Annotated in this window: 27 protein-coding genes; 11 read left to right on the top strand and 16 right to left on the bottom strand. The window is 66.6% G+C overall.

Features of this window, described 5'->3' with window-relative positions; genetic code table 11:
* Positions 1–118: 118 nt before the first annotated feature.
* The 7 genes from pyrE to ruvX are packed head-to-tail and all read left to right on the top strand — an operon-like array spanning position 119 to position 5618.
* Positions 119–703 carry an orotate phosphoribosyltransferase gene (pyrE, locus tag AC1VV3_RS11165; RefSeq protein WP_132268053.1) on the top strand — a complete coding sequence of 195 codons (585 nt, stop codon included), beginning with the start codon at positions 119–121 and terminating at the stop codon, positions 701–703.
* A gap of 47 nt (positions 704–750) precedes the next feature.
* Positions 751–1491, top strand: coding sequence for a pyridoxine 5'-phosphate synthase (locus AC1VV3_RS11160; protein ID WP_132268051.1), 741 nt, complete (start codon positions 751–753; stop codon positions 1489–1491).
* Between the two features lie 16 nt (positions 1492–1507).
* Complete coding sequence (gene acpS, locus AC1VV3_RS11155; RefSeq protein WP_134093816.1) at positions 1508–1918, top strand: holo-ACP synthase; 411 nt, start codon at positions 1508–1510, stop codon at positions 1916–1918.
* 19 nt (positions 1919–1937) lie between these two features.
* A complete protein-coding gene (lepB, locus tag AC1VV3_RS11150; RefSeq protein WP_482961772.1) occupies positions 1938–2906 on the top strand; it encodes a signal peptidase I in 969 nt (322 codons plus the stop codon).
* Positions 2906–4003: an AI-2E family transporter gene (locus AC1VV3_RS11145; RefSeq protein ID WP_132268046.1), complete on the top strand. Its 1098-nt coding sequence runs from the start codon at positions 2906–2908 to the stop codon at positions 4001–4003. The genes lepB and AC1VV3_RS11145 overlap by 1 nt, the downstream gene beginning before the upstream one ends.
* Before the next feature lie 32 nt (positions 4004–4035).
* Positions 4036–5151 carry a DUF3089 domain-containing protein gene (locus AC1VV3_RS11140; protein ID WP_132268044.1) on the top strand — a complete coding sequence of 372 codons (1116 nt, stop codon included), beginning with the start codon at positions 4036–4038 and terminating at the stop codon, positions 5149–5151.
* Positions 5133–5618, top strand: coding sequence for a Holliday junction resolvase RuvX (gene ruvX / locus AC1VV3_RS11135; RefSeq protein WP_132268043.1), 486 nt, complete (start codon positions 5133–5135; stop codon positions 5616–5618). The genes AC1VV3_RS11140 and ruvX overlap by 19 nt, the downstream gene beginning before the upstream one ends.
* 84 nt (positions 5619–5702) lie before the next feature.
* Here the strand turns inward: ruvX and AC1VV3_RS11130 are convergent, their stop codons facing one another.
* The 7 genes from AC1VV3_RS11130 to argH all read right to left on the bottom strand — a co-directional run bounded on the left by AC1VV3_RS11130 (position 5703) and on the right by argH (position 11807).
* A complete protein-coding gene (locus tag AC1VV3_RS11130; RefSeq protein WP_482961771.1) occupies positions 5703–6611 on the bottom strand; it encodes a transposase in 909 nt (302 codons plus the stop codon).
* Entirely contained in the window at positions 6599–7603 is a 1005-nt protein-coding gene (locus AC1VV3_RS11125; protein ID WP_482961770.1) for a hypothetical protein, read from the bottom strand. The genes AC1VV3_RS11130 and AC1VV3_RS11125 overlap by 13 nt, the downstream gene beginning before the upstream one ends.
* A gap of 6 nt (positions 7604–7609) precedes the next feature.
* Positions 7610–7792 (bottom strand): hypothetical protein, encoded by a 183-nt coding sequence (locus AC1VV3_RS11120; protein WP_132268037.1) that lies wholly within the window; start codon positions 7790–7792, stop codon positions 7610–7612.
* 180 nt (positions 7793–7972) lie between these two features.
* On the bottom strand, positions 7973–8776 hold the full coding sequence (locus AC1VV3_RS11115) for a precorrin-2 dehydrogenase/sirohydrochlorin ferrochelatase family protein (protein WP_482961769.1): 804 nt from the start codon (positions 8774–8776) through the stop codon (positions 7973–7975).
* 81 nt (positions 8777–8857) lie between these two features.
* Positions 8858–10117, bottom strand: coding sequence for a diaminopimelate decarboxylase (gene lysA, locus AC1VV3_RS11110; RefSeq protein WP_134093809.1), 1260 nt, complete (start codon positions 10115–10117; stop codon positions 8858–8860).
* 71 nt (positions 10118–10188) lie between these two features.
* A complete protein-coding gene (locus AC1VV3_RS11105) occupies positions 10189–10428 on the bottom strand; it encodes a hypothetical protein (protein WP_482961768.1) in 240 nt (79 codons plus the stop codon).
* Between the two features lie 5 nt (positions 10429–10433).
* On the bottom strand, positions 10434–11807 hold the full coding sequence (gene argH / locus AC1VV3_RS11100; RefSeq protein WP_132268714.1) for an argininosuccinate lyase: 1374 nt from the start codon (positions 11805–11807) through the stop codon (positions 10434–10436).
* Between the two features lie 19 nt (positions 11808–11826).
* Between argH and AC1VV3_RS11095 the strand changes: the two genes are divergently transcribed.
* Positions 11827–12417, top strand: a complete 591-nt coding sequence (locus AC1VV3_RS11095; protein ID WP_132268029.1) for a TlpA family protein disulfide reductase — start codon at positions 11827–11829, stop codon at positions 12415–12417.
* Between the two features lie 67 nt (positions 12418–12484).
* Here the strand turns inward: AC1VV3_RS11095 and AC1VV3_RS11090 are convergent, their stop codons facing one another.
* From AC1VV3_RS11090 to AC1VV3_RS11070, 5 genes are all read right to left on the bottom strand, one after another.
* Entirely contained in the window at positions 12485–13393 is a 909-nt protein-coding gene (locus tag AC1VV3_RS11090) for a VOC family protein (protein WP_482962093.1), read from the bottom strand.
* Positions 13394–13412: 19 nt separating this feature from the next.
* On the bottom strand, positions 13413–14771 hold the full coding sequence (locus tag AC1VV3_RS11085; protein WP_482961767.1) for an aromatic ring-hydroxylating oxygenase subunit alpha: 1359 nt from the start codon (positions 14769–14771) through the stop codon (positions 13413–13415).
* 88 nt (positions 14772–14859) lie between these two features.
* Positions 14860–16089, bottom strand: coding sequence for an MFS transporter (locus AC1VV3_RS11080; protein ID WP_482961766.1), 1230 nt, complete (start codon positions 16087–16089; stop codon positions 14860–14862).
* Positions 16082–16450, bottom strand: a complete 369-nt coding sequence (locus AC1VV3_RS11075) for an EthD domain-containing protein (protein WP_243654350.1) — start codon at positions 16448–16450, stop codon at positions 16082–16084. Before AC1VV3_RS11075 ends, AC1VV3_RS11080 begins: the two co-directional genes overlap by 8 nt.
* A 46-nt stretch (positions 16451–16496) precedes the next feature.
* On the bottom strand, positions 16497–18107 hold the full coding sequence (locus tag AC1VV3_RS11070) for an SMP-30/gluconolactonase/LRE family protein (RefSeq protein ID WP_482961765.1): 1611 nt from the start codon (positions 18105–18107) through the stop codon (positions 16497–16499).
* 237 nt (positions 18108–18344) lie between these two features.
* On the opposite strand from AC1VV3_RS11070, the gene AC1VV3_RS11065 reads away from it, so the two are divergent.
* Positions 18345–19301: an SDR family NAD(P)-dependent oxidoreductase gene (locus AC1VV3_RS11065; RefSeq protein WP_482961764.1), complete on the top strand. Its 957-nt coding sequence runs from the start codon at positions 18345–18347 to the stop codon at positions 19299–19301.
* A gap of 101 nt (positions 19302–19402) precedes the next feature.
* Entirely contained in the window at positions 19403–21289 is a 1887-nt protein-coding gene (locus AC1VV3_RS11060; RefSeq protein ID WP_482961763.1) for a flavin-containing monooxygenase, read from the top strand.
* A gap of 57 nt (positions 21290–21346) precedes the next feature.
* On the opposite strand, the gene AC1VV3_RS11055 is transcribed toward AC1VV3_RS11060, so the two are convergent.
* From AC1VV3_RS11055 to AC1VV3_RS11040, 4 genes are all read right to left on the bottom strand, one after another.
* Positions 21347–22129, bottom strand: a complete 783-nt coding sequence (locus AC1VV3_RS11055; protein WP_482961762.1) for an enoyl-CoA hydratase/isomerase family protein — start codon at positions 22127–22129, stop codon at positions 21347–21349.
* Between the two features lies 1 nt (position 22130).
* Entirely contained in the window at positions 22131–23402 is a 1272-nt protein-coding gene (locus AC1VV3_RS11050; protein WP_482961761.1) for an acetyl-CoA hydrolase/transferase family protein, read from the bottom strand.
* Positions 23399–24286: an HpcH/HpaI aldolase/citrate lyase family protein gene (locus AC1VV3_RS11045; RefSeq protein ID WP_482961760.1), complete on the bottom strand. Its 888-nt coding sequence runs from the start codon at positions 24284–24286 to the stop codon at positions 23399–23401. The genes AC1VV3_RS11050 and AC1VV3_RS11045 overlap by 4 nt, the downstream gene beginning before the upstream one ends.
* A gap of 115 nt (positions 24287–24401) precedes the next feature.
* On the bottom strand, positions 24402–25568 hold the full coding sequence (locus tag AC1VV3_RS11040) for an acyl-CoA dehydrogenase family protein (RefSeq protein ID WP_482961759.1): 1167 nt from the start codon (positions 25566–25568) through the stop codon (positions 24402–24404).
* Positions 25569–25719: 151 nt separating this feature from the next.
* Here AC1VV3_RS11040 and AC1VV3_RS11035 point away from each other — a divergent pair, with 151 nt between their 5' ends.
* Positions 25720–26919, top strand: coding sequence for a CaiB/BaiF CoA transferase family protein (locus tag AC1VV3_RS11035; RefSeq protein WP_482961758.1), 1200 nt, complete (start codon positions 25720–25722; stop codon positions 26917–26919).
* Positions 26920–26957: the final 38 nt, after the last annotated feature.

Here is a 26957-nt window from a genome sequence, read left to right as displayed (position 1 = left end):
CACCGGGGGCTATACGCGGCCTTGCCGCCTGTCTCAAGCGCCTCTAGGGGATTTTTGACGCAAGCGTCCATGACGCCCTGCCAGAACATTGCAAATTGCACCAAAGGATTACCCGTCGATGCAGGAAGAAGAAGTCCTCGCCGAGTTCCGCGCCAGCAAGGCCTTGCTTGAGGGGCATTTCCTGCTTTCCTCGGGTCGACACAGCGCTTTCTACCTCCAGTGCGCCCGCGTTCTGATGAACCCGGACCGCGCCGGGAGACTCGCCGTCGCCCTGGCTGCAAAACTCCCCCACGATATTCGCAAGTCCATCACCAAGGTCGTCTCGCCGGCCATGGGCGGGGTCATCATCGGCCAGGAAATGGGCCGCGCCCTCCAGGTCGACGCCATGTTCGTGGAACGCCCGACCGGCACTTTCGAACTGCGCCGCGGCTTTTCGCTGGAAGCAGGCGACAAAGTGCTGATGGTGGAGGACGTGGTCACCACCGGTCTTTCCAGCCGCGAGGCGATCAAGGCCATCGAGGAAGCCGGCGGCGAAGTGGTCGCGGCCGCATCGCTGATCGACCGTTCGGCGGGCGCGGTGGACCTCGGCGTGCCCTTCTTCCCGCTGGTGGCGCTGAACTTCCCGACGTACGCCGCGGACGAGCTGCCGGCCGAACTGGCCGCAACCCCCGCGATCAAGCCGGGCAGCCGCGCCCAGCCCTGATCCCCGCCGATCTTCCGCCCGCCCCCTATCCCGTTCAGGATGAGCGAATGAACGTCCTCACCCCTTCCCGTCTGCGTCTCGGTGTCAATATCGACCACGTCGCCACCATCCGCAACGCGCGCGGCGGCGAGCATCCCGATCCGGCGCGCGCCGCGCAGATCGTGGCCCAGGCGGGGGGTGACGGCATTACCGTCCATCTGCGCGAGGATCGCCGCCACATTCGCGACGAAGACCTCCAGCGGGTGTTCGAGGCCACCGGCCTGCCGATCAACCTGGAAATGGCCGCCACCGACGAGATGCTCGAGATCGCGCTGCGCCACCGGCCGCATGCCGCCTGCATCGTGCCGGAGCGCCGCGAGGAACGCACGACCGAGGGCGGACTGGATGCGGCGGGCCAGCACAACCGGCTCGCCCCGATCGTCGCCCGCCTGTCGGACGCCGGCATCCGCGTCAGCCTGTTCATCGCGCCCGAGCCGCGGCAGATCGAAGCGGCGATGAAGCTGGGCGCCCCGGTGGTGGAGTTCCACACCGGCGAATATGCCCATGCCGAAGGCGAGCAGGTCGCGGTGGAACTGCGCCGCATCGTCGACATGGCCGCTCTGGCCGCGAAGAACGGCATCGAGCCTCACGCCGGCCACGGCCTCACGTACGACAACGTCCAGCCAGTGGCCGCCATTCCGCAACTGGCGGAACTCAACATCGGCCATTACCTTATCGGTGAGGCGATCTTCTGCGGGCTGGAAACCAGCGTGCGGAAAATGCGCCAGTTGATGGACGAGGTTCGGTGAAAAGGACCGGAATTTCATGATTATCGGCCTCGGCTCCGACCTCTGCAACATCGAGCGGATCCAGAACTCGCTCGACCGATTCGGCGAACGTTTCCTCCAGCGCGTCTTCACCGATGTGGAGCGTGCCAAGGCGGCGCGCCGTCCCCACACCGTTGCCGGCACGCTCGCCAAGCGCTTCGCCGCCAAGGAAGCCTTCTCCAAGGCCGTTGGCACTGGGTTCAAGGCGGGCGTGTTCATGAAGGACATCGGCGTCGTCAACGCCCCTTCGGGCGCGCCGACGCTGGCGCTGACCGGCGGCGCGAAACTGCGGCTGGACAGCCTGACTCCGGCCGGACACGAGGCCGTGGTTCACCTCACGCTCACGGACGATCATCCATGGGCACAGGCCTTCGTGGTCATCGAAGCACGCCCCCTCCCCCAATCCTGACGCCGAGTATCCCCGGGACATGATCCAACAGCCCAAGCCGACCGTGAACCCGGCGCCCCTTCAGGCCCCGCCGGTCGCGGAGAAGGTCAATTGGTTCCAGGAGCTGCGCGGCCTCGTGCTCATGCTGCTGGGCGTGCTGGCATTCCATTCCTTCACCGCCAAGCCGTTCTACATCCCTTCGATCTCGATGATGCCCGGGCTCTTGGTGGGCGACCGGCTGGTCGTTTCCAAATATCCCTATGGCTGGAACTGGTCCTCGATCAGCTTCCACCTGCTGCCGCGCAGCACCTGGCGCCTGCTGGGCCGGACGCCGGAATACGGGGACATCGTCATCGTCGTGCCCGGCAACCGCAAGGCCGACCTGATCAAGCGCGTGGTCGCCCTGCCCGGAGACCGCATCGCCGTGATCGACGGCCGCATCCGCCTCAACGGCCGCTTCGTGCCGCGTGAAATGGTGCCGCCCGTCCGCATCGCCGCCGATGATTCGCTGACCTGCGAGGGCGATGCCGAGCCCGGCCATTGCTACGAGGGCTTCGAACAGTTCCGCACCCGCCTGCCGAGCGGCCGGAGCGTTTACGAAATGCCGACCTACCGTGAAACATTGCCCAACGGTGCCAGTTATCAGGTGATCGACTATCTGAACCAGGAACTGGACAATTACGGGGAGGTCAGGGTGCCTGAAGGTCACGTCTTCCTGATGGGCGACGATCGCGACCGTTCGGCCGACAGCCGGGCGCCGTTCGAAACCGACATGTTCGGCCAGCCCGGCGGCGGCCTCGGCGGTCCCGTGCCGCTGTCCGACGTGGGCGGACGGGCCGAATTCATCACGTTCTCTCTCGACGGCACCCAGAGCTGGAACCCGCTGACCTGGTGGAGCGCGCTGCGCCCCGGCCGCGCCTTCACCAGCCTGCGCCCGCCCGTGGATCCCTCCAGGACCTGGCCGTCCGGCGCCGACCAGCCGCGCATGGCCTCCGGAGCCGCGAACTGATGGCGACGGGGCCGGAACGGGAGGCAGGAGCCGATCTTGCCGAGCGTGCCGGTCCGACCGACATTTCCGATCCGCTGATCCGTACCGAAGCCCGCAAGGCCTTCGTGTGGATCGGGATGGCGGCGCTTCTGGCGCTCACCGTATTCCTGGCGCAATCGCTGCTCGTCATCTTCGGCGGCATCGTCTTTGGCGCCCTCATCGACGGCGGCGCCCGCCTGATCGGCAAAGTGCTGAAGATCCCGCGCGGACTGCGCGTGGGCATGGTTCTGCTCCTGGCCCTGCTGTTCCTGCTCTGGGTCGGGCGCTTTGCCGGCAGTCAGATCGCCATGCAGGCGGCCGAGCTGCCGGCAACGATCGAGAGCCAGTTCCGCCACGGCCTCACCTGGCTTCACGCCCATGGCATCCAGCCGCGCATCACCGAACTGCGCGGCATGGCGCAAGAGGCGCTTGGCGGGATCGGGCAAGTGACGCGCGTGGTCGGCGGGCTGATCGGGGTGGTCACGACCCTGTTCCTGATCCTGGTTCTGGGCATCTACTTTGCCCTGGAGCCCCGGCTCTACCAGCGCGGCGTCGGCTGGATGCTGCCCATAGACAGGCGCGATCATTTCGAAACGACGGTGGAGATGATGGGCCAGGCCCTGCGCCGCCTGATGTTCGGCCGTCTGATCGGCATGACCGTGGAAGGCCTTTTCACCTGGGCGATGCTGCAATTCTACGGCGTGCCGATGGCGGTCCTGCTTGGGCTCATCACCGGCATGCTCGCCTTCCTGCCCAATATCGGTGCGCCGATTTCCGGCATGATCATGATATTGGTCGGCTTCTCGGGCGGGTACGAGATGGGGCTCTACACCATCGTCGTCTACTTGCTGATCCACCTGATCGACGGCTACCTGATCGTGCCTATGATCGCCCGCAAGACCGTGGACCTGCCGCCCGCGCTGGTCTTGGCTACCCAGCTCATCATGGGCGTCCTGTTCGGCCTGCTCGGGCTGGCACTGGCCGATCCGCTGGTGGCGATGATCAAAATCTGGCTCGAACGGGAGGCCGATCGCAACGGCGGGGGCAAGACTGCCGCCGGCCTGGAGGCTTCGGCTTGACCCGCCGCCACACTCGGGCGAGATCCTGAACCATGGCCCGCAAGTTCCTCTACGTCATCGCCATTCTCGTCATCCTCGCCATCGGCCTTCTGGCGGCCATGCGGCTCTGGTCGGAAGACCTGACCGAAATCGCCTTCGTGCCCACGGTGGATTACGCTCCCAAAGACGCCCTCGGGCCGGAAGCCTGGCGCGATCCGAAGATGTGGATCGCCCGGCCCGACATGAAGGACGATCCCGCGCGCTGGCTGCCGCCGGGCGTGGAGAAGCCGGCCAGCCCCCTGCCGGTCGCAGTGTTCTTCGTGCACCCCACCAGCCTCGTCGTGCGCAGCGCCTGGAACGGCGATCTCGCGGATGACTTCTCGCAGGGCCGCGCAGAGCTTTTCGTGAAAGGCATGGCGAGCCCCTTCAATCGCGCCGAGATCTGGGCGCCGCGCTACCGCCAGGCGGCCATCGGCGCCTTCCTTACCGCCGCGCCCCAGGCCAACCGCGCCATCGACCTGGCCTATTCCGACGTGCTCGCCGCCTTCGACCAGTTCGTGAAGAGCGTACCTGCGGGCCGCCCGATCGTCGTGGCCGGACATAGCCAGGGTGCCTTCCTGCTGCGCCGCGTGCTGCGCGACCGGGCAGCCGGGAAGCCGCTCGGCAAGCGCATCGTCGCCGCCTACGTGATCGGCTGGCCGGTCTCGCTGGCGCATGACCTGCCCCGGATGGGCCTGCCCGCGTGCCTCCGCTCCGACCAGACCGGCTGCGTGATAAGCTGGCTTTCCGTGGCCGATCCCGCCGAGACGCAGATGCTGACAAACGCCTACGCCCGCCGCACCGGCCTCGACGGGCAGAGCGTGGCCGCCAGCCCGTTCCTCTGCACCAATCCGCTGACTGGCACCGAAGGCGGAAGCGCGGATGCTGCCGCCAATCTCGGCACGCTGGTGCCCGATTTCCGCACCGGGACCGGCACTCTGGCCAAGGCGACCGTCCCGGCCAGCTGCGGATCCGACCATTTTCTCCACATCGGACCGCCACCGGCGCTGGATCTGGGGCCTTACGTGCTTCCCGGAAACAACTACCACCTCTATGACGTGACGCTGTTCTGGGCGAACCTTCGCGCGGATTTCGAAGGACGCGTCGCGGCATGGCAGAAGGCACATTGATCACCACCAACGCGCTGGACTACCGCGCCGTACTGGCGGAAAACCGGGGCGCGCTGATGGGCCTCGACCTGGGCACCCAGACCATCGGCACGGCCTTCTGCGATGCCGGCTGGCGCATCGCCTCCCCCGGCAAGACGCTGAAGCGCAGCAAGTTCGGCGCGGACAAGGCCCTGATGGAGGAACTGATCCGCGAACGCGGCATCAAGGGAATCGTCATCGGCCTGCCGCTCAACATGGACGGCTCCGAAGGCCCCCGCGCGCAATCGAGCCGCGCCTATGCCCGCAACCTCTCGGTGGTGGGCCTGCCGATCCTGCTCTGGGACGAGCGCTGGTCCACCACCAGCGCCGAGCGCGGCCTGATCGACCAGGACATGAGCCGCGCCAAGCGCGCCACGCGGATCGATTCCGCGGCCGCTGCGGTGATCCTGCAAGGCGCCGTCGACGCCCTGGTCGGCGGGATGTTCTGACAAGGCCGCCATTCCGGAACGTCGGCGCCTGAAGGCTGTCGGCGCCAGGGCGGCGCCTGCCGACGGTCCGCGACAGGCGCCGCCCTAGCCGTCGTCTCCCCGTCGCCGCAGCGCCTCGGCGGCAACCAGGCGGCTTCCGCAGCCTTCCGCCTCTCGCCAGACGGCGTCGCGCGCCTCGGCGCCTGCGGCTGCGCCAGCCAGCGCTTCCCAAGCGGCCAAGCGCATGCGGTCGCTGGGATGGGACTGGCCGAACCGGCTCGCAAGATCCTGCGCCTCCTCGCCGCCGAGCGCGACGGCGATCCGCAAAAAGCTCTCGCTCGGCCCATGGCCGTGGAGCCGCGTGACGGTGCCGCGCGCCGCATCGAAATCGTAGCTGTCCATCCAGCCTTGCACGGCCTGCGTATGCACGAGGTTCAGCGCCACCGACAGCGAGGCCGGGGGATGCTGGACATGAACGTCGCGGTGCGCGCGGTAATGGACCATGCTGCCCGGTGCCAGCACGAACCGGCCGGCCGGGCGCAGCGCCACCGGCTCTCCTTCGTATCCCACCACCGCCCCATAGTCGTATTCGAACTCGTCCGCCGCGTAGCCCGGCCCGAAATAGCCCAGCGCCAGCATGTCGAAGTTGTGGTCGTGCGCCTGACCGTAGCCTAGCGCCTCGGGTCCGCTGGCGCGGTAGAGCGCGTCCTGCTCGGCCGGCCAGATGCGGGCGTTGAGGAAGAAATTGCCCTGGCCCGGCGTCACCAGCATGATCGAATGCGCGCCGATCCCTTCCAGCGCGTCCGCCCCGTCCGGCACAGGCGCGAGACCGGAGATCAGGTCGATCAGCATGTCGCCCAGGAACGTCCGGTCATTGCCGAGCCGCTGCAACCAGTTCGCCGCGTGGGACAGGCTCACGTCGTCGCGCGGATCGAAGCCCCAGCTCGACAGTGCATCGACGAACTCCGCGAGCGAGGCGCTCGTCGGGTCGCGCATGGTCATCATCCGCGCCATTGCGCCACTTTCTCCAGCTCCGGCCATTGGGCGACCAAAGTGCGGTGCAAGTCGCGCGCGGGCCCGGACAAGGCCGGATCATCGCTTGACGCAACCGTTCTCAGGAGCACCAGCCCGGCGCGGGTATCGAGCGCCAGGATCGCCCGCAGCGCCTGCCAGCGCAGGGCGGCGGGGCCTTGGCCATGGACCAGGCGCGAGAGCGCCGGAACCGCGTCCTGCCGCCCGAGCGCCGCCAGAGCGGCCATGGCCATGTCCATTCGGCTATATTCCGCCGTCAGCGCCGCTTGCGACCGCAAGTCACCGTCTCCCAGCGCCACCTCGCGCACGGGATCGTGGAGCGAAGTGAGCCGTTGCAGCCGCAAGACGACGAGACTGCCTGAAACCTCCCGCAATTGCAGAGCCTGCCGCGCGCCATGCCGGTGGAATGTCATACCGGGCACCAGATCGAGCGCTTCGGTGCGCAAGGCGGCGCTTTCCGGATCGCGCGTGGTGAGGTCGCCCCTCCCGCTTCCCGCCAGCACGCGGAACCACGTCTCGACAGGCGCGAATTCCGCTGTCCTGGGCGCGGGCTGCCGCGCGAGCGCCGCACCGTCGAACACCGCGAGCCCCAGCGTGGCAGTGCCCGAATGAGCCAGGAGCAGCGTATCGGCCGCCTGCCTGTGCGCATGGCGAAACGGCATCTGGCCAAGCGGATGGGCCGCCAGCGCCGCCAATCCCCGGCGCATCAGCCCACTCACCAGCTCGCGTGCAGGATCGGAGGGCGTATCGGGAGCCGGATCGGGGGCAGCATCGCCGACTTTCGCGAAGAGTGCCGCCAGCGCAGCGCAGGTATCAAGAGATTCTTTCCGCCCGAACCTGTCGAGGGCGGCCAGTACCGACGCGGCCTCCGGCGCAGTCCGCCACGCCGCGATCATCCGGGCGAGCGTCCGTTGGCCCTGTTCCCAAGCGGCAGCGTCGCGCGAAAGCGCCTTCAGGTCGTCATGCACCTGCATCCCGGTTCACGTTCCCGGATGCAGTTCGTAAAGGCAGGGGAGCAGCAGGGCGCGGTTGTCGTCCAGGCTTTGCAGGCGGGGTCGGTCCGTCAGCGCGCCGTGCAGCGCGGTGGGACGATCGCAGTCGGAAAAACTGGCGAGATCGGGAAGGCTGGCAAAGTCGATCTGCGGCAATTTGATAGTCGTCACATCGGATATTTGCAAAACCGGTTCCTTCGGCCATTCCTGCGCCGCAGTAGTCTCAAGTCACACTGGGCAAAGTCTGCCGCACACCGCGCCTTTGAATGAGTTAATTCCTTGAAATTGTAAACTTGTTTTTAACCGCGCAAATTGTTCGACACTATTGTCGAACAAGAGCTGTCACCGCGATCAATCCCGGTTCGCGGCGGGGAAGCGGAGGGTTACGACCAGTCCGCGATGCATTTCGAAAGATTGCTCGTCGGCCCCGGCCAACTGCCGGGCAGCATCGGCGCGCGCGCGGTCTAGAATGGCCGGTGGCACTTCCGCCTCGTGCACGATCAGATCGGCCGAACCGAGCAGGCGCGCTTCCCGCAAGGTCAGGTCTTCGGGATCGGCGCTGCGCAGGGTGATTTCCACCGGGGCGCGCGGCGCCTGCGGGGCATGGGCCAGCCACTCGGCCACCCGCTCCGCGCCCGCGTCCTCCAGAGGGTCCAGCGCGCCGCCCTGCCCCAGCGCCGCATCCAGCGCCCGCCGGCGCTCCCCTGGGTCGGGAAAGCGTGCGCGCAGCGCCGGACGCGCCGCCAGCAAGGCGCTGGCCAGAACGCCCAGCGACTGCGGCAACAGCGCCTCAAGCCGCAGGCGCAGCTGCTTGGCCAGCCCTGCGGAAGCCCCGCCCGTGCCGATCGCCAGCAGCACCGGCGTGCGGTCGAGAATCGAGGGGACGGTGAAATCGCAGAGCGCGGGGCGATCCGGGGCGTTGACCAGTATCCCGGCCTCGCGCGCGCGCGCGACATCGGCCTGGGCGGCCGCCTCGTCCTCCTGGGCGATGAAGGCGATGCGGGCGCCCGCCGCCATGCCCTCGGCCAGGTCACGAACCACCCGGCCGCCCGCCCGCTCCACCAGGCGCCGCTTGGCATCGGCCGCCTCGCCATCCCCGGTGACCACGACCGGACGCCCCGAAAGGCGATGAAACAGGGGCAGGCTTTCGATCATGGAAACAGGGCCTCGAAACGGATAGGAACGGCAAACCGTGCCGTTCCTATCCGTTCGATCCGCGCTTGTCGAAGCCGGCGCTCAGGCGAGCCAGTCGGGCACGGTTTCGGCCGCCAGGATCGTCTCCGGCTCGATGCGGGCGGCAACCACCGCCCACTTTTCGCCATCCACCATGACTTCCGGCACCAGCGCGCGGCTGTTGTAGGTGTTGGCCATCGTCGCGCCATAAGCACCGGCCGTGCGGAAGATCGCCAGATCGCCCGCGGCGACTTCGTCGATTTCGCGGCCCATGGCGAAGGTGTCCGAGCTTTCGCAGATCGGACCGACGATGTTCGCGGTCATCGTGGCGCCGTTGGGCTTCACGGCCGCAAAGTCGTGCCAGGCGTCGTACATGGCCGGGCGGGCAAGGTCGTTCATCGCCGCATCGACGACGACGAAGGGGTTCACCACGCCCTCCTTCACGCGCACCACTTCGGTGACGAGCACGCCGGAATTGCCGGTAATCACGCGGCCCGGTTCGAACATCAGGGTAACGCCCCAGTCCTTGGCGACCGAAGCGACCATCGCGCCGTAGTCCTGCGGAGTCGGCAGCGAATCGCTGGCCTTGTAAGGCACGCCAAGGCCGCCGCCGAGATCCATGTGAGTCACCGAATGACCTTCGGCGCGAATCGCCTCCATCAGCTCGCCCATCTTGAGGAAGGCGAGGCGCGAGGGTTCGAGGTCGGAAATCTGGCTGCCGATGTGGACGGCAAGGCCCTTCATCTCCAGCCCGGGCAGAGCCGAGAGACGGGCGTAGATCCCGCCCGCGCGGTCGTAGGCGACGCCGAACTTGTTGTCCGCCTTGCCGGTGGAGATCTTCGCATGGGTGCGGGCGTCCACGTCGGGATTGACGCGAAGCGCGCAAGCGGCGCGCAAGCCGAGTTCAGCGGCGATTTCCGCCAGTTCGACGCCCTCTTCCTCGCTTTCGAGGTTGAACTGGCCGATCCCTGCCTTGACGGCCGCGGTCAGTTCGCGGCGGGTCTTGCCGACGCCCGAGAAGACGATGTCACCGGCCGGGATACCGGCGGCCAGCGCGCGGTTCATCTCGCCTTCCGAGACGACATCGGCACCGTAGCCCTCGCTCGCCAGCAGGCGCAGCACGGCAAGATTGGGGTTGGACTTCACGGCAAAGGCGATGTGGACGCTGGGCAATTCGGCCAGCGCCTCGCGGAACACGCGGGCGTGGCGGCTCAGGGTCGCGCGGGAATAGACGTAGACGGGCGTGCCGACTTCGCGGGCGATGACGGCCAGCGGCACGTCTTCGGCGAAAAGCTCGCCGTTGGTCAGGGCAAAATGGTCCATGGGTGTCTCGGTATCTGGAAGGCCTGATCGGCCTGGAAGTGTATCCGGCCTAAAGCGATTTGGCCTGAAAACTATTCGGGCGGCGGGAGATCGAAGGGATCGTCGTCCCGTGGTTCCGAGCGGGTGCGCAGCTCGACGCTGCGTTCGGGGATCGCCAGCGTCGGCGTCTGGAGCAGCTCGGCGCTGCCCGGTTTCTGCTCGCGGCCGTATGGTGCGGGCGGAAGCTGCTGCCCCGGTTTCAGTGCCAGCGCCGCCCTCTGGCCGCAGGCCGAGAGCGCGAGAAGCAGGATCAGGGCGGCAGTCTTGGGCATCAGGCTTACTCCAGACCGAGCGCGAGCCGGGCTTCGGCCACGCGCAGGCGTACTTGCTCAGGCGCGGTGCCGCCGTGCGACCGACGCGCGGCGACCGATGCCTCGACCGAGAGCGCCTTGAATACGCGCTCGTCGATGCGGCTGTCGATGGCCTTGAGGTCTTCCAGCGGCAATTGATCGAGCGCGACGCCGCGCTGCTCGGCCAGCTTCACCGCAGAACCGGTGATGTGGTGCGCCTCGCGGAAGGGAATGTTGCCTTCGCGCACCAGCCAGTCGGCCAGATCGGTGGCGGTGGCGAAGCCCAGTTCGGCGGCGCCGCGCATGCGATCGGTGCGGAAGCGGGTTTCGGCGACCATGCCGGTCATCGCCGCGATCGACAGCGCCAGGAGGCTGGCGGCCTCGAACACCGGCGGCTTGTCGTCCTGCATGTCCTTCGAATAGGCCAGCGGCAGGCCCTTCATCGTGATCATCAGGCTGGTGAGGCAGCCGACGATACGGCCCGAATGGCCGCGCACCAGCTCGGCCGCGTCGGGGTTCTTCTTCTGCGGCATGATCGAGCTGCCGGTGGACAGCGAATCGGGCAGCGCCACGAAACCGAAGGGCTGGCTGGCCCAGATGATGAATTCTTCCGCCAGCCGCGAAAGGTGCAGCGAGCACTGCGCGGCGGCCATCAGGTAATCGAGCGCGAAGTCACGGTCCGACACCGAATCGAGGCTGTTGTCGGTCGGCGCATCAAAACCGAGGGCCTGCGCCGTCATCTTGCGATCGATCGGGAAGCCGGTGCCGGCCAGCGCCGCCGCGCCCAGCGGGCTGCGGTTCATGCGCTTGCGGGCGTCGGCGAAACGCGAACGGTCGCGGCCGATCATCTCGTAATAGGCCATCAGGTGATGGCCCAGCGTCACCGGCTGCGCGGTCTGGAGATGGGTGAAGCCGGGCATGATCGAATCGGCATGCTCGCCGGCGCGGGAAACGAGCGCCTTCTGCAGCGCTTCAAGGCCGGCGTCGGCCTGATCGACGGCATCGCGCACCCAGAGACGAAAATCGGTGGCGACCTGATCGTTGCGCGAACGCGCGGTGTGCAGACGGCCGGCGACGGGGCCGATCAGTTCGGCAAGGCGGCCCTCGGTGGTCATGTGAATGTCCTCAAGGTCCCAGTTTTCCGGGACTCCCGAGACTTCGTACTCGGCCGCGACCTGGTCCAGGCCGTCGCGAATGGTGATCGCGTCCTCGCCCGAAACGACCCCGCAGGCACCCAGCATAGCGACGTGCGCCTTGCTGGCCGCGATATCCTGTCTCCACAGCGCCTTGTCGAAGGGGATCGAGGCATTTATCTCGCGCATGATCGCAGACGGTCCACCTTCGAACCGTCCACCCCACATCTGGTTGGAGCTTCCACCCTTGCTGTCTTCGAAATCGCTCAAGTCGCTCGTCCTGTGTTCCATCGCGGGGGCCGGCGCCCTCCTGGCCGCGGGCTGCGATAGGCAAAGCAAGAAGGACGCGCAACAAGAGGCTTCGCAAAGCCCCGCACCGACGGCCCAGCCCGCCGCGACCGGCAAGGTCGACCGTTCGCACAAGGGCGATCCGCTGCCCGACGTGACGCTGGTCGACAACACCGGCGAGAGCCTCGATCTCATGTCGCTCAAGGGCAAGCCGCTGCTGATCAATCTCTGGGCCACCTGGTGCGCGCCCTGCATCGCCGAGATGCCCACCCTGGAGGCCCTGGCCAAGGATCCCAACGGACGCGTGCAGATCCTGCCCATCTCCGAGGACACCGGCGATACCTACAAGGTCGTGGAGATCCTTCGCCGCCGCAAGCTCGACAACATCCAGCCCTGGGTCGACGAGAACGGCGACCTCGGCTTCCAGTATGGCGGCAACCTGCCGGTCACCGTCCTGTTCGACAGCCAGGGCCGCGAAGTCTGGCGCTATACCGGCGGCAACGACTGGTCCTCGCCGGAAGCCGCCAAGCTGCTGGCGGAAGCGAAGTAATCCTCAGGGGGCAGGGGCCTAGCGCCTCTCCCCCGAAGGCATTCGCCATACATGCCGGGCGGCCCGTTCAGCCGGGAACCGTGCTTCGATGGAGCCGCGATCCCGGCACGGGGTAGCCCTGCGGCGTCGTTTCGGTCAGCCAGATCAACCGACCCTGCGCCGCTTCGGGAGCGATGGCGAAGCGGTCCTCGACCTGGCCGATCAGCGGCAGGCCCCTGCCGCGAAGATATTGCGCCGCGCGGCCGGCATCGCGAACCTTGAACACGAGGTGGAAGATGCCCTTCACCTCGCGCGCGTGGACGGCAACGGCATCGCCCTCTTCTCTACCCTCCAGCGCTTCCAGCACGGTGTCGGCCATCACGAAGGCCGCGCAGTCGGCCTCCGGCAAGGCGCGGGTGCCGAGTTCGGGCCAGTCAAGTTTCCCGTGGAACAATTCGCGCGCCTCTGCCAACGACGGCGCGGAAATGCCGATGGCCTGAAGGCCCTCGATTCCCAGCGGATCCTCGCAGTCCGGGTGCCAGGCCGAATCGCGGCGCGGATCGCCCGGCATGTCCTGCTTCACGATTTCCAACCGCAGACCCATCGCCTGCCCGCGCGGAACGAGGAAGTAGAAGGCTTCCATGCCGGGATCGTAGTGGCGCTTGAACCCGCGCTGGCCGAACCAGGCGTCGGCCAAGTCCAGATCGCCGACCTTGAGGGCAATGCCGATCCAGCGATTCGGTGCCGCCGAGCGGCGCAGCATGTCGCCCAGCGGATTGCCCTCCTGCGCACCGCAACCGGCGGGAGCGATCGGGATCACCATGGTGTCGCCGATCATGAGCAGACTTTCCTCGCGGTCGAGCCCCAGCTTCTCGGTCTCGGGCGTAATCAGGATCTCGTGCGCGGTTCGCGCGCCGAACACTTCGCGAAAGAAGGCATCGCACGCCGGGCGCGCGGCGTTGTCGGCCAGCGCCCAGCTGACATGCACCAGGGGCATCGGATCCAAGGCAGAGACCTCAGTAGGTTTCGGGCGCGCCCGAGCACATGAACCGGGCGAGGTTCATGTGCAGCGACGCTACCGAGCGCTCCATGTAGGGATTGGGCTGGGCGCCCCGGAAGCCGACGTTCTTCATGCCCTGCTGGACGGCGGCCATATTGGCGAAGTCCTGCTGGAGCACCGGCGGCCAGTCTGCGGGGGCGGTATATTCCCACTCCGTCTCCGGGGCCTCGCCCTCGGGCCAGAGTTCGTAGACGGCGGCTTCGAAAATGCACTTGTCCGGATCGGTGCCGTAAGGCCGCGCCTGGTAGCAGAGCATGTTGTTGACCGCGTGGCCGATCTGGAAGTTCGGGAAGATCTGCCAGGCCGTGCCCGCCTGCGCGGTGTGCTGCGGGTCCACTTGCGCCCAGACCACGCCGCGTTCCGCATCTTCCTTGCGCGCGGTGCCGATCCAGTAGGCCGAGACTTCCGCCGCCGGGGTGCCTTCGGGCAGTTCGTCCTTCAGCCGGTTGGCCACGCCGACCAGCGTCATCGTCGTGTTGGTATTGGCGTTCGCCCAGGTGAAGTTCTGCATGTCCGCCGTGGTCAGGCGCGGATCCTCACCGGCGCCGAGGCGCAGCTTGCCGGAGTCCTCCTCCTGCCCCTTCGGCGCGTCGTAGCCGATGTTGGAGTGGAGACCCTGGTTGCGGGCCCAGCCGCGAAACTGGCCGAATTCCATGAATTCCGGATGCGTGGTGGAGACGTGGTAGGTCTCGCAAAAGGCCTCCATCGCGACCTTCCAGTTGCATTCGAACACCACCCACTTGCGCCAGCGCGGGCGCATGTTCTGGAGGCCGTAGGGATCGAGCATGCCCGCCGCCGGGTGCAGGTATTCCGCCAGCGGCATTGCCTCGGGGTCCAGATTGATCCAGATCCAGCCGCCCCAGGTATCGACCTTGACGACCCCTAAGTCGGCCTTGCCGGCACAGAGATGGCCCTGCCAGTCCTCCGGATGCTCCAGATAGGTGTTCGCGCCGTCCAGGGCGAAGGTCCAGCCGTGATAGCCGCAGATGAAGCTGCGACGCGTGCCGCGCGCATTGCGTTTTCCGGCCGGGGTATCGACCAGCTTGCGGCCGCGATGGGGGCAGACGTTGTAGAAAGCATGGATCTCGGTTTCGGAGGCGCGGACCACGATCACCGAATCGTCGATGATGTCGAAAGTGATGAAATCGCCCACTTCCGGAATGTCTTCCAGCCGCCCGGCCTGGAGCCAGACCTTGCGCCAGAGCTTGTCGCGTTCCGCCCTGGCGTATTCCGGGGAGATGTAAGCTTCCGCCGGGACGCGGACCGGGACGGTCAGATCCTCGGGAGCCTGTACGATCTTGCCCTGCTCACCCATTGCTCTCTTCCCAATTTCGTATCGCGCCGATTTGCGGCCGTTATCCCATTATTCGCACGCGAGGCCAATCGCCGAGGCGCTACATCGGTTACGCTGGCGCAAATTTGAGGCGGCCGCGCGGCAGCGAGCCGATCGCGAGGCTGCTGGCCGCCATCGTGGCAATCGCCAGATAGAGGAACATTTCGTAGCTGCCCGTCCGGTCGTGAATCAGCGCGGCGACCAGCGGGCCGACCGCCGTGCCGATCGACAGCGCCGCCAGCACGCCGCCGTAAAGGCCGCCGAAGTTCCTGAGGCCGAAATGCCGGGTGATCAGGTAGACCACTACGTCGATTTCCGCCCCCAAAGTCAGCCCGATCAGCCCCGAGGCGAGCGCCAGCGCGGCGAGCGACGTGCCCGATCCCAGCAGCAGCAGACAGCCCATCACCGGCAGCATGAACACCGCCGCGCCGACCAGCGAGGCCGGGAAGCGATCGAGCAGCACGCCAGTCCCCAGCCGCCCAGCCAGCGAAAACCAGCCGACGAACGAGGCGATCGCCGCCGCCGTCATCGGGTCCGCGCCGCGATCGCCGAGGATCGAGACGAAGTGGACGACGATGGCGATGATCGTGAAAGTGAACAGCAGGCTCGCCGCGAAAAGCCGGTGGTAGACGCTGGAGCGCAGCCCCTCGCCCAGCGAAACGCCGGGCAGGTCGCGCTTCGCCGGGGCGGGTTCCTTGCGCCGACCCCGGTCATGCGCGCCGCGAAAGAACAGGAAGATCACCGGCGCCGCGATCACGAACCACAGCCCGCCGTGCACCGCGAAGGCCAGCCGCCAGCCGAAGGTCTTGATCGCCCAGGTGCCGATGATCGGGAACAGCCCCGCCGCGATCGAGGCGCCGCAGAGCGTGACCGCCAGCGCCATCCCGCGCGAAAGCTCGAACCGGGATGCCACCGCGCTCGTCCAGACCGAGGCCTGCACCGGCAGCGAAACCATCGCGATCAGCCCCCAGAGCAAGTACCATTGCGACAGGCTGGCCCCGGTCGTGCCGAGCAGCGCGAAGGCCAGAGTCAGCAGCACGATGCCGGTCACCCCGAACCGGCGGGGGCCGAAGCGGTCGACCGCAAGGCCGATGAACACGCCGCCGATGGCCTGTACGAGAGTCGCGATGGTGAGCCCAAAGGTCACTTCAGTGCGGCTCCAGCCCATGGCTTCGGCCACCGGGCCGATGTAGGGGCCGATGCCGTAGATATGGATCACGCTGGTCGCGTAGCCGAGCCCGGCCGCCACCGGCACCAGCCCGAACTGCCGCCACTCCTGCCGGGCCGTCAGTTCAGTCACCGTAGCGCAGCTCAACTTGCGTCGCTTCGCCATTGGGCCCCATCGGCGAATCGTATTCGATGCAGGTGCAGACCGGGTTGGCGTGGCTGGCGAACAGCTTTTCCTCATCCGCCCGCGTCATCGGCAGGCGCGCGGGATCGCTGATGATCGCCTGCGAGCGTTCGAAGTCGGCGCGGCTGTTCCACCAGATTTCCATCACGCAGTCGAAGCCCGGATCGTGGACTTCGCCGGTGATCGGGTTCTTCTCCGGCACCAGATAGCGCCGCACATACCGCACCGCACCGGGGATCGCCGGCTGCGCACCCATCTTCTTCGACAGCTGCGAATGCTGGTTCTCGTAGTAGTCCATGAACTCGTCCATGGTCATATCCGGGCGTTTCCGGAAAAAACATATCTGCTTGAGCATGTTAGGCTCTCCTGAGTGCGAGAACGGTGCCTTCGAGGTCACCGCAGATCCACACCGTGCCGTCGGGCCCGACATCGAGCCCGGTCATGTTGCCCATCGGCCCGCACATGTCGCCCACGCCGCCCAGCGGCTTGGGATCGGTGCCCTCGGGGGCGCCGACCGGCAGGCCGGCCGCGATCACTTCGCGCGCGCCGCCGGACAAGTCGCACTGCACCACTTCGCGACGCTTCACGTCGAGCACGGTCACGGTGCCGCTGCGGATCGCGAGGCCTTCGGGGCGGACGAGATCGTCCAGCACCGTCTCGGTGCGGCCGCCGACCAGCTTCACCACCCGGCCCGCACCGCTTTCGGCCACGTAGACGGTGCCGTCCCCGGCTACCGCCACGCCCTTGGGCCGGTCCAGCCCGGAGGCCAGTTCCTCTACTTTGCCATTGTGCACCGAGTGAACCTTGCCGGTACCATATTCCGCGAAGACCACCGCGCCGGAGGGAGCCAGCGCCACGCCCATCAACTGGTCGTAACCGCTCACCAAGACCTCGCTGGAAGGCCCGGCAGGATGGAACTTGGCGACTTCGCCGTTGGCGGTGGTGACGATCATCGTCCCCGCGCCCGCCGCCGCGACGCCGCGCGAGTAACCGGGGAAGCTGGGGCTGAACAGCATGCCTTCCAGCTTCACCGCCTCCCCCGCGCGGAGCGAGAACACGAAGCCGCCATCGGCGATCCACAGCACCCCGTCCTCACCCATGGCGACGTCCAGCGGCCATTGCAGGCCCTTCTCGATCAGCGGCTTCACCACACCGCCCGCCGCCTTGGGCGTGGTGATCTCGTGAATCGAACCCAGGATGTGCGAGATGAACAGGCGGTCGCCCACGAAGGTGCAGTTGTCGAGGCCGGCGCCGATATCGGCCAGCACCGTTTTCGCGCCGGTGCGCGGATCGATGCGCAGCACCTGCCCGCTGGCGACCTGGGTGGAGACGATCATCCCTTCGCTGTCGAACTTCACCGAATCCGGCACGCCAAGGTCGCCGCAGACCACTTCGGGCTCGCCATTGCCGTCCAGATCGATGCGCCAGATCGCATTGGCGCCCATCACCGGGATGTAGAGCTTGCCGTCCGGGCCGACTTCGAAGGCGTTCGGCATCGGCACGTCGCCCGCGATCACACGCGGCGCGCCGCCGTGGCGATCCAGTTCGAGGATCTGCGATCCCATGTGGCAGCCCGCCGCGATCAGGCGCCCCTGCGAGTAGGTGATCGGATTGGCCACCGGCAGGTCTCCGCAGACCACTTCGCTGCTGCCGTCCGGGCGCAACATGGAGACGCGGCCTTCGGTGATCTCGGTGGCGTAGAGGTTCCCCGCCTCGTCGAAGGCCAGATCGTCCGGCGCCGTGATCGCGCCGCCCATCGGGCTGATGATCTCCACCGCGCCGCTATCGGGATCGACCGCGCTGATCTGGCTGCCGCCCACTTGCGCGACATAGATGCGCCCGTCCGGACCGGTGCGCAGGCCGTTGGCGCTGTAGAGGCGCGTGGGCGGGGTCAGCCGGTGCAGCATCCAGCCTTCGGAGGGGCGGGCGACCACGCTGCCATGGTTGCGTCCTGCGGGTTCGAGCATCGCGAAATGTCCTCTCGTCCGGCGCTCTTGCGGCCGTTCTTTTCCTGCCGAGCCTATCCAGCGTGTCGGGGGCAGGCAACGTGAGGACCGGGACGAAGGCCTTGCCGCGACGCACTATCGCCCCGGCGACGTTCGAAGGGCTTTGTTCGATTGCCCCCGCTCGCCCCGTGCGCATATTCGACCTTCAGACGGAAAAGAGACTGCCCGGCCGAGAACGGGCATGCCGGAGAGCTTACCATGGAAGAGATGCGTTTCGCCCCCCTGCGCTTTGCCCCGTTGCGCTTTGAGGGCCGGGTGGCCGTGATTACCGGGGCCGGCCGCGGACTGGGACGGGCCTATGCCTTGCTGCTGGCCGAACGCGGCGCGAAAGTGGTGGTCAACGATCTCGGCGGCGCGATCCGGGGCGATCTCGATGCGCCGGGCGCGGACGTCAGCGTCGCCCAGCAGGTGGTGGATGAGATCGTGGCGGCGGGCGGCGAGGCGATCGCCAACACCGATTCCGTTTCCACCCCCGAAGGCGGCAAGGCGATCATCCACGCCGCGCTCGACCAGTGGGGCCGGATCGACGTACTGGTCCACAACGCCGGCAACGTCCGCTACGGATCGATCCGCGATCTTTCCGGTGCCGACCTCCATTCCGTGCTCGACGTCCATCTGCTGGGCGCGTTCCATGTAGTGCAGGCCGCATTCGGGCCGATGTGCGACGCGGGATATGGCCGCATCGTGCTGACCAGTTCGGTCGGCGGGCTCTACGGCAATCTCAACTGCGTGAACTACGGCATGTCTAAGTCGGCCATGCTGGGTCTGAACAATATCGCCGCGCTGGAGGGAGAGGCGCACGACGTGAAGTGCAACGTCATCGTGCCCGGCGCGGTGACGCGCATGGCCGAAGGCATCGACATCTCGCAATATCCGCCGATGGAGCCCGAGCTGGTCGCCCCGGTGGTCGGCTGGCTGGCACATGAGAGCTGCCCCGTCACCGGCGAAATGTTCGCCTCGATGGCGGGCCGCGTGGCGCGGATGTTCGTGGCGGAAACGCGCGGGGTCTATCGTCCGGAATGGACGATCGAGGACGTCGCCGCGGCTTCGGATGCGTTCCATGACAAGGCAGAAGTGCTCGATTTCGGCCTGCACGGGCACGTCGATCATATCGGCTATTCGTTCAGGATGGCCACGGCGGGTGAAGATGCCTGACACGCTTAATGAACAACAGTGTTGACAACTAGCACTGCAGTTCGCAACTCTGGAATCAAAGGGCGGCCTCAGCAGAGTCGCCGCGAAGAGGATGCCACGCGATGGAAATGACCTGCCTCAAGTCCGACGTGCCTTCGCCCGAGGAACTCGATATCCCGGCGCTCAAGGCCAAGTATCTTCAGGAGCGTGACAAGCGCCTGCGCCGTGAGGGCGGCGAGCAGTACGTGCGGCCGACCGACGATTTTTCGGACAACTACGCCCACGATCCGTTCACCCCGGTGGCGGAGCGTGAGGCGCTGGTCGAGGATATCGACGTTGCCATCCTGGGCGCCGGATTCTCGGGCATTCTGGCGGGCTATCACCTCCACAAGCAGGGCGTTTCCAATGTCCGCAACATCGACCATGCTGGCGGCTTTGGCGGCGTCTGGTATTGGAACCGCTATCCCGGCGTGCAGTGCGACAACGACGCCTATTGCTACCTGCCGCTGCTGGAAGAAACGGGCTTCATGCCCAGCAAGAAGTTCTCCGACGGCTGGGAAATCCAGCAGTATTGCCAGGACATGGCCGAGCGGTTCGAGCTGGCCGACAAGGCGCTGTTCCACACGCTGGTCACCGGCATACGCTGGGATGAGAGCATCAAGCGCTGGCATGTGACTACCAACCGCGGCGACGACATCCGCGCCCGCTTCGTGGTCATGGCGGGCGGCGTGATGAACATGCCCAAGCTGCCCGGCATCCCCGGCATTCACGACTTCAAGGGCAAGATGTTCCACACCAGCCGGTGGGAGCATGACTATACCGGCGGTTCGTGGACCGCGCCGGAACTGGAAAAGCTGCGCGACAAGCGCGTCGCCATCATCGGCACCGGGGCCACCTCGGTCCAGGCGGTGCCCTACCTCGCCAAGTATGCCAAGCACCTCTACGTGCTGCAGCGCACGCCTTCGAACATCGACGAGCGGCCCAATCCGCCGACGAATCCCGAATGGGCCGCCTCGCTCCAGCCCGGCTGGCAGCAGGAGCGCATGGCGAACTTCCACCGCGCCGCGCAGCAGTTCTTCATCCCCGGCGAGCCTGACCTGATCTGCGACATCTGGACCGAGATCAGCCGCAACCTCGCCATAGAACTGGGCGAGGAAGGCTGGCCCGCGCTGGAACCGCTGGAGTTCATGGACCGCCGCGAAGTGGTGGACTTCCAGGTGATGGAACGCCTGCGCCGCCGCGTCGACTCGATCGTCGAGGACAAGGATACGGCGGAAAAGCTGAAGCCGTACTTCCGCTTCATGTGCAAGCGGCCGCTGTCCAACAACGATTACTACCCCGCGTTCAATCGGCCCAACGTCACGCTGATCGACGTTTCCGCGACGCAGGGCGTGGAGCGGATGACCGAGAAGGGCTTCGTGGCCGACGGCGTCGAGCATGAGGTCGATCTGGTGATCTTCGCCAGCGGTTTCGAAGTGACCAGCGACCTCAAGCGCCGCTGGGGCATCGACACGGTGGAAGGACGCGGCGGCAAGTCGATCTACGACCACTGGACCAATGGCGCGAGCACGTTCCACGGCGTGATCACCGACGAATTCCCGGCGATGTTCTACATGGGCTACATCCAGGGCGCGACGAACTCCTCCACCACCGAGCAGTTCGGACGCCAGGCGGAGCACATCGCCTTCATGATCGGCGAGACCCAGCGCCGGGGCGCCAGCACTGTCTCGGCCACCAAGGAAGGCGTCGAAGGCTACTGCGCGCACTGCAAGGAAAACGAAGTCGACATGTCCGGCTTCCAGAACGATTGCACGCCCAGCTACTTCAACAACGAGGGCGACAAGGAACTGAAGTGGGCGCTGTTCCGCGGCTATCTGCCCGGCTGGGACGCCTTCCGCGACATGCTGGGCGACTGGCGCAAGGGCGACGGGCATCCTGGCGTGAAGTTCGAGGACGCTTCCCCCGACGAGGTGAGAGCAACCGCGGAAACCGTGGTGGAAGAGCGCTGAGGCGTCACACGGTGGACCAAACCTCTCCCGGCATGTCGGCCGGGAGAGGTAGCCCGCCTAGCGCCCCTTCCACTCCGGCTTGCGCTTCTCGGCAAAGGCGCGCGGGCCTTCCTGTGCGTCCGCGCTGTTGTAGGTGGCCTCATGCGCCGCCCGCGCCGCCTGCAGCGCGGCGGAGCGGCCCATCTCGGTCGAGAGCATCACGGTCTCGCGCGCGGCCCTTACCGATAGGGGCGCGCCTTCCAGCACTTCCAGCGCCAGTTCGATCGCCGCGTCCAGCACCGCACCGGGCTCGGCAAGGCGGTTGACGAGGCCGATCTCGTAGGCGCGCTGGGCGGTAATCGGCTTTCCGATGAGCATGATCTCCATCATGATCCGCTGCGGGATCATGTGAATCAGCGGCGAGGCCCAGGGGCTGCCGCGCCCGACCTTCACCTCGGTAATGGCGAACTTCGCATGGGTGCTGGCGACGCAGAGATCGCAGGCCTGCGCGATCATCCAGCCGCCCGCGAAGGCATGGCCGTTGACGGCGGCGATGGTGGGCTTGGTCAGTTCGATGGTGTCGTAAGGCAGCGCATAGAGATCGCGCGGCGGCACGGCCATGCCGGTTTCCACCATCTCCTTCAGGTCGCCGCCGGCGCAGAAGGCCTTGTCGCCGCTGCCGGTGAGGATGGCGATGCGGGCGAAGGCGTCGTTCTCGAAAGTCGCCCATGCCTCGCGCAACCCCTCGCGCACTTCGCGGCTCAGGCAATTGCGCTGTTCGGGGCGGTTGATGGTGATGACCGCGATGCCGTCGTCATGGGCATCGTAGAGGACGGCCCGACTTTCTTGCGAACTCGACACTTCAGAAGCCCCTTTTTTCGATCTCATGGGCGGTGCGCGACAGGTCTTCGCGGAAGTCGGGATGGGCGATGGCGACCAGCCGCTTCGCGCGTTCGGCCAGCGACTGGCCCTTGAGCCGCGCCGCGCCGTATTCGGTGACGATCACGTCCACCTCGGTCCGCGCGGTGGTTACGGGGCCAGAGAGTGCGGTCACGATCTTGGAGAGGCTGCCGCCCTTGGCGGTCGAGGCCAGCACCATCAGCGAAGCCCCGCCCGGCGAGCGCGCGCCGGCGCGCACGAAATCGACCTGCCCTCCGGTGCCGCCCAGATAGCTGGCACCGGACTGTTCGGCATTGACCTGCCCGGTGAGGTCGACTTCCAGCGCCGAATTGATCGTGATGAGGAGGGATAGCCGCGAAAGCGTGCCCGCGTCGTGGGTGTAGCTGGTGGGCGTCATGCGGATCGCCGGATTGTGCGCGGCCCAGTCGTAAAGCCGCCGCGTGCCGATCAGCGCGCCGTTGATCGAGACGCCGCGGTCGATCTCCTTGCGGGCATTGGTCAGTACGCCGGCTTCGGCCAGATCGACAAGCCCGTCGCCCAGCATGCCGGAATGGACGCCCAGGTCCTTGCGGTCGTGCAGCAGGCGCAGGATCGCATCGGGCACCGCGCCCACGCCGGTTTGCAGCACGGCGCCGTCGCCGATGAATTCGGCACAGTGGCGGGCGATGGCCTCGTCGGTCGGGCCGATCTTGGCCGGGGCCACTTCCACCGGCGGGCGGCTGACGTGGACGGCAACGTCGATCAGGTCTCCCGGGATCGTCTCACCCGGCACATAAGGGACCTGCTCGTTGACTTCGGCGATAACGAGGCGGGCCTTGTCGACCGCCGCGCGCACGTAGTCTGAGATCAGGCCGCAACTGTGGTTGCCTTGCGCATCGGCCGGGCTGACCTGAATCATCGCCACGTCGCAGGGCATGATGCCCGCTTCGATCAGGCAAGCGACCTGGCTGACGTGGACAGGGATGACGTCCAGCGCATTAGCCTTCGTCATGCTGCGCAGCGCGCCGATCGCGCCCATGCTGGATAGGCGGAAGGACCGCGCGCTTTCGGGCGTGAACAGGCCGGAGAAGCTGGTGGCGATGAAGGCGTGGAGGCCGCCGATGGCTTCTCCCTGCTCGATCAGCGCTTCCACCAGCGTAGTCGGCTCGCCGCAGGCCTGGCCGAACACAATGCGGTCTCCCGGTTTCAGAAACCGGGAAAGGTCGAGTTCGGATGCGGCGAGCTTGATGGTCACAGCTTGCCGGCCTGCCGCAGCAGGCGTTCGGCGCGGGCGAGGTAGGGGCGGTCGAGCATGCCGCCCTTCCAGCCGATGGCACCGACGCCGGGGTTGGCGGCGAACACGTCGACGATCTCCTGCGCTTCGGCGATCTCGGCCTCGGTGGGGGTGAAGGCTTCGTTGATCACCGGGACTTGCGCCGGGTGGATCGCCATCATCCCGCGATAGCCGTCACGGCGCACCTTCTCGGCGCGGGCCTTGAGCGCTTCGAGGTCCTTGAAGTCGGCAGAGATCGTCTCGATCGCGGTCACGCCCGCCGTCGCCGCGCCCAGCACGGTCAAGCTGCGCGCCAGTTCGTAGGTGAAGGAATACGAGCCGTCCGCATTCTTGTTGGACGAAGCGCCGATGGAGTCGGCCAGATCTTCCGCGCCCCAGGTCAATGCCACCACGCGCGGGGCGCCCTTGTAGTCGCCGGTGTGGAACATTGCCTCAGCCGTTTCGGTGATCAGCACGATCACCGGGGTCGATCCCTGCTCGATGCCATTGGCCACTTCCAGCGCCTCGAGGTAGCGGTCCAGCGTCTCCACGTCCTGCCGGCCATAGACCTTGGGCAGCATGATCCCGCCGGGACGCGCGGGCATGATCGCCACAAGGTCGTCCAGCGTGTGCGGGCCGTCCAGCGGGTTGATCCGGACCCACAGGCGGCCGCGCTGATCGGGGTTGGCGGCAATGAAGTCATGCACCATCGGGCGCGCGGCGGCCTTGGAATCGGGCGCGACGGCATCTTCCAAGTCGATCAGGACGATGTCGGCCTCGCCCTCCATCGCCTTGGTCATCTTCTTCTCGCTGTCGCCCGGCGCGAAAAGCCAGGAGCGGGCGGCGATTGCTTCGTGCTTGGGCATGTTCTCTCCAGTCGTCATCCCAGCGGAAGCCGGGATCGCGGGCAGCCAGACCCCGCGCTTCCGATTACGGCCCCAGCTTTCGCCGGGATGACGGGCTTTCTCAAGGGGAGCGGCCTCAATAACTCTTGGGCAGTTCCAAAACCCTCTCGGCGATGAAGTTCATGATCTGGTGCGGGCTGACCGGCGCGATGCGCGGGATCATCACTTCGCGCAGATAGCGCTCGACATGGTATTCCTGCGCATAGCCCATGCCGCCCATCGACATCACGGCGGTCTGGCACGCCTCGAACCCGGCTTCGGCGGCAAGGTACTTGGCGGAGTTCGCCTCCACGCCGCAGTCCAGCCCCTTGTCGAACAGGGTCGCGGCCTTGAAGACCATCAGGCTGGCCGCCTCCACTTGCATCCATGCCTTAGCGAGCGGGTGCTGGATGCCCTGATTCTGGCCGATCGGCCGCCCGAACACCACGCGTTCCCGTGCGTAACGAGAGGCCCGCTGGATCGCGACGCGGCCCAACCCGGTCGCCTCCGCCCCCAGCAGCACGCGTTCGGGATTGAGGCCCTTGAGCAGGATGCGGAAGCCCTGGCCTTCCTCACCGATCAGATCCTCGTCCGGGATGAACAGGTCGGCGATGAACATCATGTTGGAGCCGACGGCGTGGCGGCCCATCTTGGGGATGATCCGCGTCTCGATATGCTCGCGATCGAGCTTGGTGTAGAAGAGGCTGAGGCCGTCAGTCTTCTTCTTCACCTGTTCCAGCGGCGTGGTGCGGGCGATGATCAGCATCCGATCGGCGATGTGGGCCTGCGTGATCCACACCTTCTCGCCATTGACGCGGTAGCCGCCGGGCACCTTCTCAGCGCGGGTCTTGAGGCTGGTGGTGTCGAGCCCGGTGTTCGGCTCGGTCACGGCGAAGCACATCTTCTCCTCGCCCGAAAGGATCGGCGGGATCATCCGCTGCTGCTGTTCCTCGGTGCCGAACAGCATCACCGGCTCCAGCCCGAAGACGGGCAGGTGGATGGAGGATGCCGCCGTCATGCCGCCGCCGCTCTCGGCCACGGCCTGCATCATCACCGCCGCCTCGGTAATGCCCAGCCCCGCGCCGCCGACGCTTTCGGGCATGGCCACGCCCAGCCAGCCTGCATCGGCCATCGACTTGTGGAACTCGTACGGGAATTCGCCGCTGCGATCCTTTTCCAGCCAATACTCGTCAGAGAACTGCGAACAGTGCTTGAGAACGGCCTCGCGGATGTTCTGCTGGTCGTCGGTCAGGGCGAAATCCATGGCGTTCCTCTTGTCTTCCCGCTCCCCGAACTAGCAGCGGGCCCTTTGCCTCACAACCATCATCGTGCCGATATGCGCCCATCAAACGCAAATACGAATGGTTTTCGCTCGGGCGTTGCGTTACCCATAGGCCAACGAGAAGGAGAGGGCCTTGACCGCGAGCAAGGATTCGAAAGGTGGCGGACCATTAGCCGGCCTGCGTGTGGTGGACCTCACCAGCGTGGTCTTCGGCCCTTATGCCACGCAGATCATGGCGGACATGGGCGCCGAAGTGATCAAGGTGGAGCCGCCGGAGGGCGACAACACCCGCTGGATCACCCAGGGCCCGGTGCCCGGCATGGGCGGCATCTACGTCAACGTGAATCGCGGCAAGCGCGGGATCGTTCTGGACTTGCGCGCCGAGCAGGACCGCGAGAGCCTGCGCGCGCTGATCGCCACGGCGGACGTCTTCATCCATTCGATGCGCGGCAGCGCGATCCGCAAGCTGGGCTTCGATTACGAGGCGGTGCGCGCGATCCGGCCGGACATCGTCTACACCAATTGCTACGGCTATTCCCGGCGCGGGCCAGAGGGCGACAAGCCCGCCTATGACGATACGATCCAGGCCGAATGCGGCATCCCGCATGTGCAGGGCCTGATGAACGGCGAGCCCGGCTATGTCGCCACGATCATGGCGGACAAGGTGGCCGGCCTCCACGCGCTCTACGCGACGATGATGGCGCTCTATCACCGCGAGCGCACGGGAGAGGGCCAGGAAGTGGAAGTCACCATGTTCGAGGCGATGACCTCGTTCATGCTGGTGGAGCACGCCAACGGTGCGATGTTCACGCCGCCGACGAGCCCCGCACACTATCACCGCGCGGTCGAGCCGAACCGGCGGCCGTACAAGACGCAGGACGGCTACGTCGCCGCGCTGGTCTACAACGACAAGCACTGGAACGCCTTCATCGAATCGGTGCAGCCGGAATGGGCAACTGACGAGTTCTCCACCTTGGAAAAGCGCGCCCGCCAGATCGGCCGGGTCTACGGTCTGCTGGGGGAGACGTTCCTGACGCGCACCACGCAGGAATGGCTCGATACCTTGCGCGGCCTGCATATTCCCTGCGCGCCGCTGCGCTCCACCGACGAACTGTTCGACAATGAGCACCTGAACGCCATCGGCTTCTTTGAGGAGGTCGAGACCGAGCAGGGCCCGGTGCGATTCCCCGGCGTGCCGACGTGGTTTTCCGCCACCCCGGGCCGGGTACGCGGGCCGGCGCCGACGCTGGGACAGGACAACGAAGCGGTGCTCGCAGAACTGGCCGAAGAGGCCCCAAGCGTCGCCCCGGCGATAGCAGTCGATTCCAAGTGAACAGTACTGTTGATTTCACCTGACAGTGTCCCGAGGCT

The sequence above is a fragment of the Novosphingobium sp. BL-S-34 genome (genome assembly GCF_056857015.1).
The sequence above is the reverse complement of the archived record's forward strand: the minus strand, read 5'-3'. Positions and strand labels throughout refer to the sequence as shown.

Coding starts and splice junctions, on each gene's coding strand:
- pyrE (WP_132268053.1), top strand. CDS start 119: ATGCAGGAAGAAGAAGTCCTCGCCGAGTTCCGCGCCAGCAAGGCCTTG.
- AC1VV3_RS11160 (WP_132268051.1), top strand. CDS start 751: ATGAACGTCCTCACCCCTTCCCGTCTGCGTCTCGGTGTCAATATCGAC.
- acpS (WP_134093816.1), top strand. CDS start 1,508: ATGATTATCGGCCTCGGCTCCGACCTCTGCAACATCGAGCGGATCCAG.
- lepB (WP_482961772.1), top strand. CDS start 1,938: ATGATCCAACAGCCCAAGCCGACCGTGAACCCGGCGCCCCTTCAGGCC.
- AC1VV3_RS11145 (WP_132268046.1), top strand. CDS start 2,906: ATGGCGACGGGGCCGGAACGGGAGGCAGGAGCCGATCTTGCCGAGCGT.
- AC1VV3_RS11140 (WP_132268044.1), top strand. CDS start 4,036: ATGGCCCGCAAGTTCCTCTACGTCATCGCCATTCTCGTCATCCTCGCC.
- ruvX (WP_132268043.1), top strand. CDS start 5,133: ATGGCAGAAGGCACATTGATCACCACCAACGCGCTGGACTACCGCGCC.
- AC1VV3_RS11130 (WP_482961771.1), bottom strand. CDS start 6,611: ATGGCGCGGATGATGACCATGCGCGACCCGACGAGCGCCTCGCTCGCG.
- AC1VV3_RS11125 (WP_482961770.1), bottom strand. CDS start 7,603: ATGCAGGTGCATGACGACCTGAAGGCGCTTTCGCGCGACGCTGCCGCT.
- AC1VV3_RS11115 (WP_482961769.1), bottom strand. CDS start 8,776: ATGATCGAAAGCCTGCCCCTGTTTCATCGCCTTTCGGGGCGTCCGGTC.
- lysA (WP_134093809.1), bottom strand. CDS start 10,117: ATGGACCATTTTGCCCTGACCAACGGCGAGCTTTTCGCCGAAGACGTG.
- AC1VV3_RS11105 (WP_482961768.1), bottom strand. CDS start 10,428: ATGCCCAAGACTGCCGCCCTGATCCTGCTTCTCGCGCTCTCGGCCTGC.
- argH (WP_132268714.1), bottom strand. CDS start 11,807: ATGTGGGGTGGACGGTTCGAAGGTGGACCGTCTGCGATCATGCGCGAG.
- AC1VV3_RS11090 (WP_482962093.1), bottom strand. CDS start 13,393: ATGCCCCTGGTGCATGTCAGCTGGGCGCTGGCCGACAACGCCGCGCGC.
- AC1VV3_RS11085 (WP_482961767.1), bottom strand. CDS start 14,771: ATGGGTGAGCAGGGCAAGATCGTACAGGCTCCCGAGGATCTGACCGTC.
- AC1VV3_RS11075 (WP_243654350.1), bottom strand. CDS start 16,450: ATGGACGAGTTCATGGACTACTACGAGAACCAGCATTCGCAGCTGTCG.
- AC1VV3_RS11070 (WP_482961765.1), bottom strand. CDS start 18,107: ATGCTCGAACCCGCAGGACGCAACCATGGCAGCGTGGTCGCCCGCCCC.
- AC1VV3_RS11065 (WP_482961764.1), top strand. CDS start 18,345: ATGGAAGAGATGCGTTTCGCCCCCCTGCGCTTTGCCCCGTTGCGCTTT.
- AC1VV3_RS11060 (WP_482961763.1), top strand. CDS start 19,403: ATGGAAATGACCTGCCTCAAGTCCGACGTGCCTTCGCCCGAGGAACTC.
- AC1VV3_RS11045 (WP_482961760.1), bottom strand. CDS start 24,286: ATGCCCAAGCACGAAGCAATCGCCGCCCGCTCCTGGCTTTTCGCGCCG.
- AC1VV3_RS11040 (WP_482961759.1), bottom strand. CDS start 25,568: ATGGATTTCGCCCTGACCGACGACCAGCAGAACATCCGCGAGGCCGTT.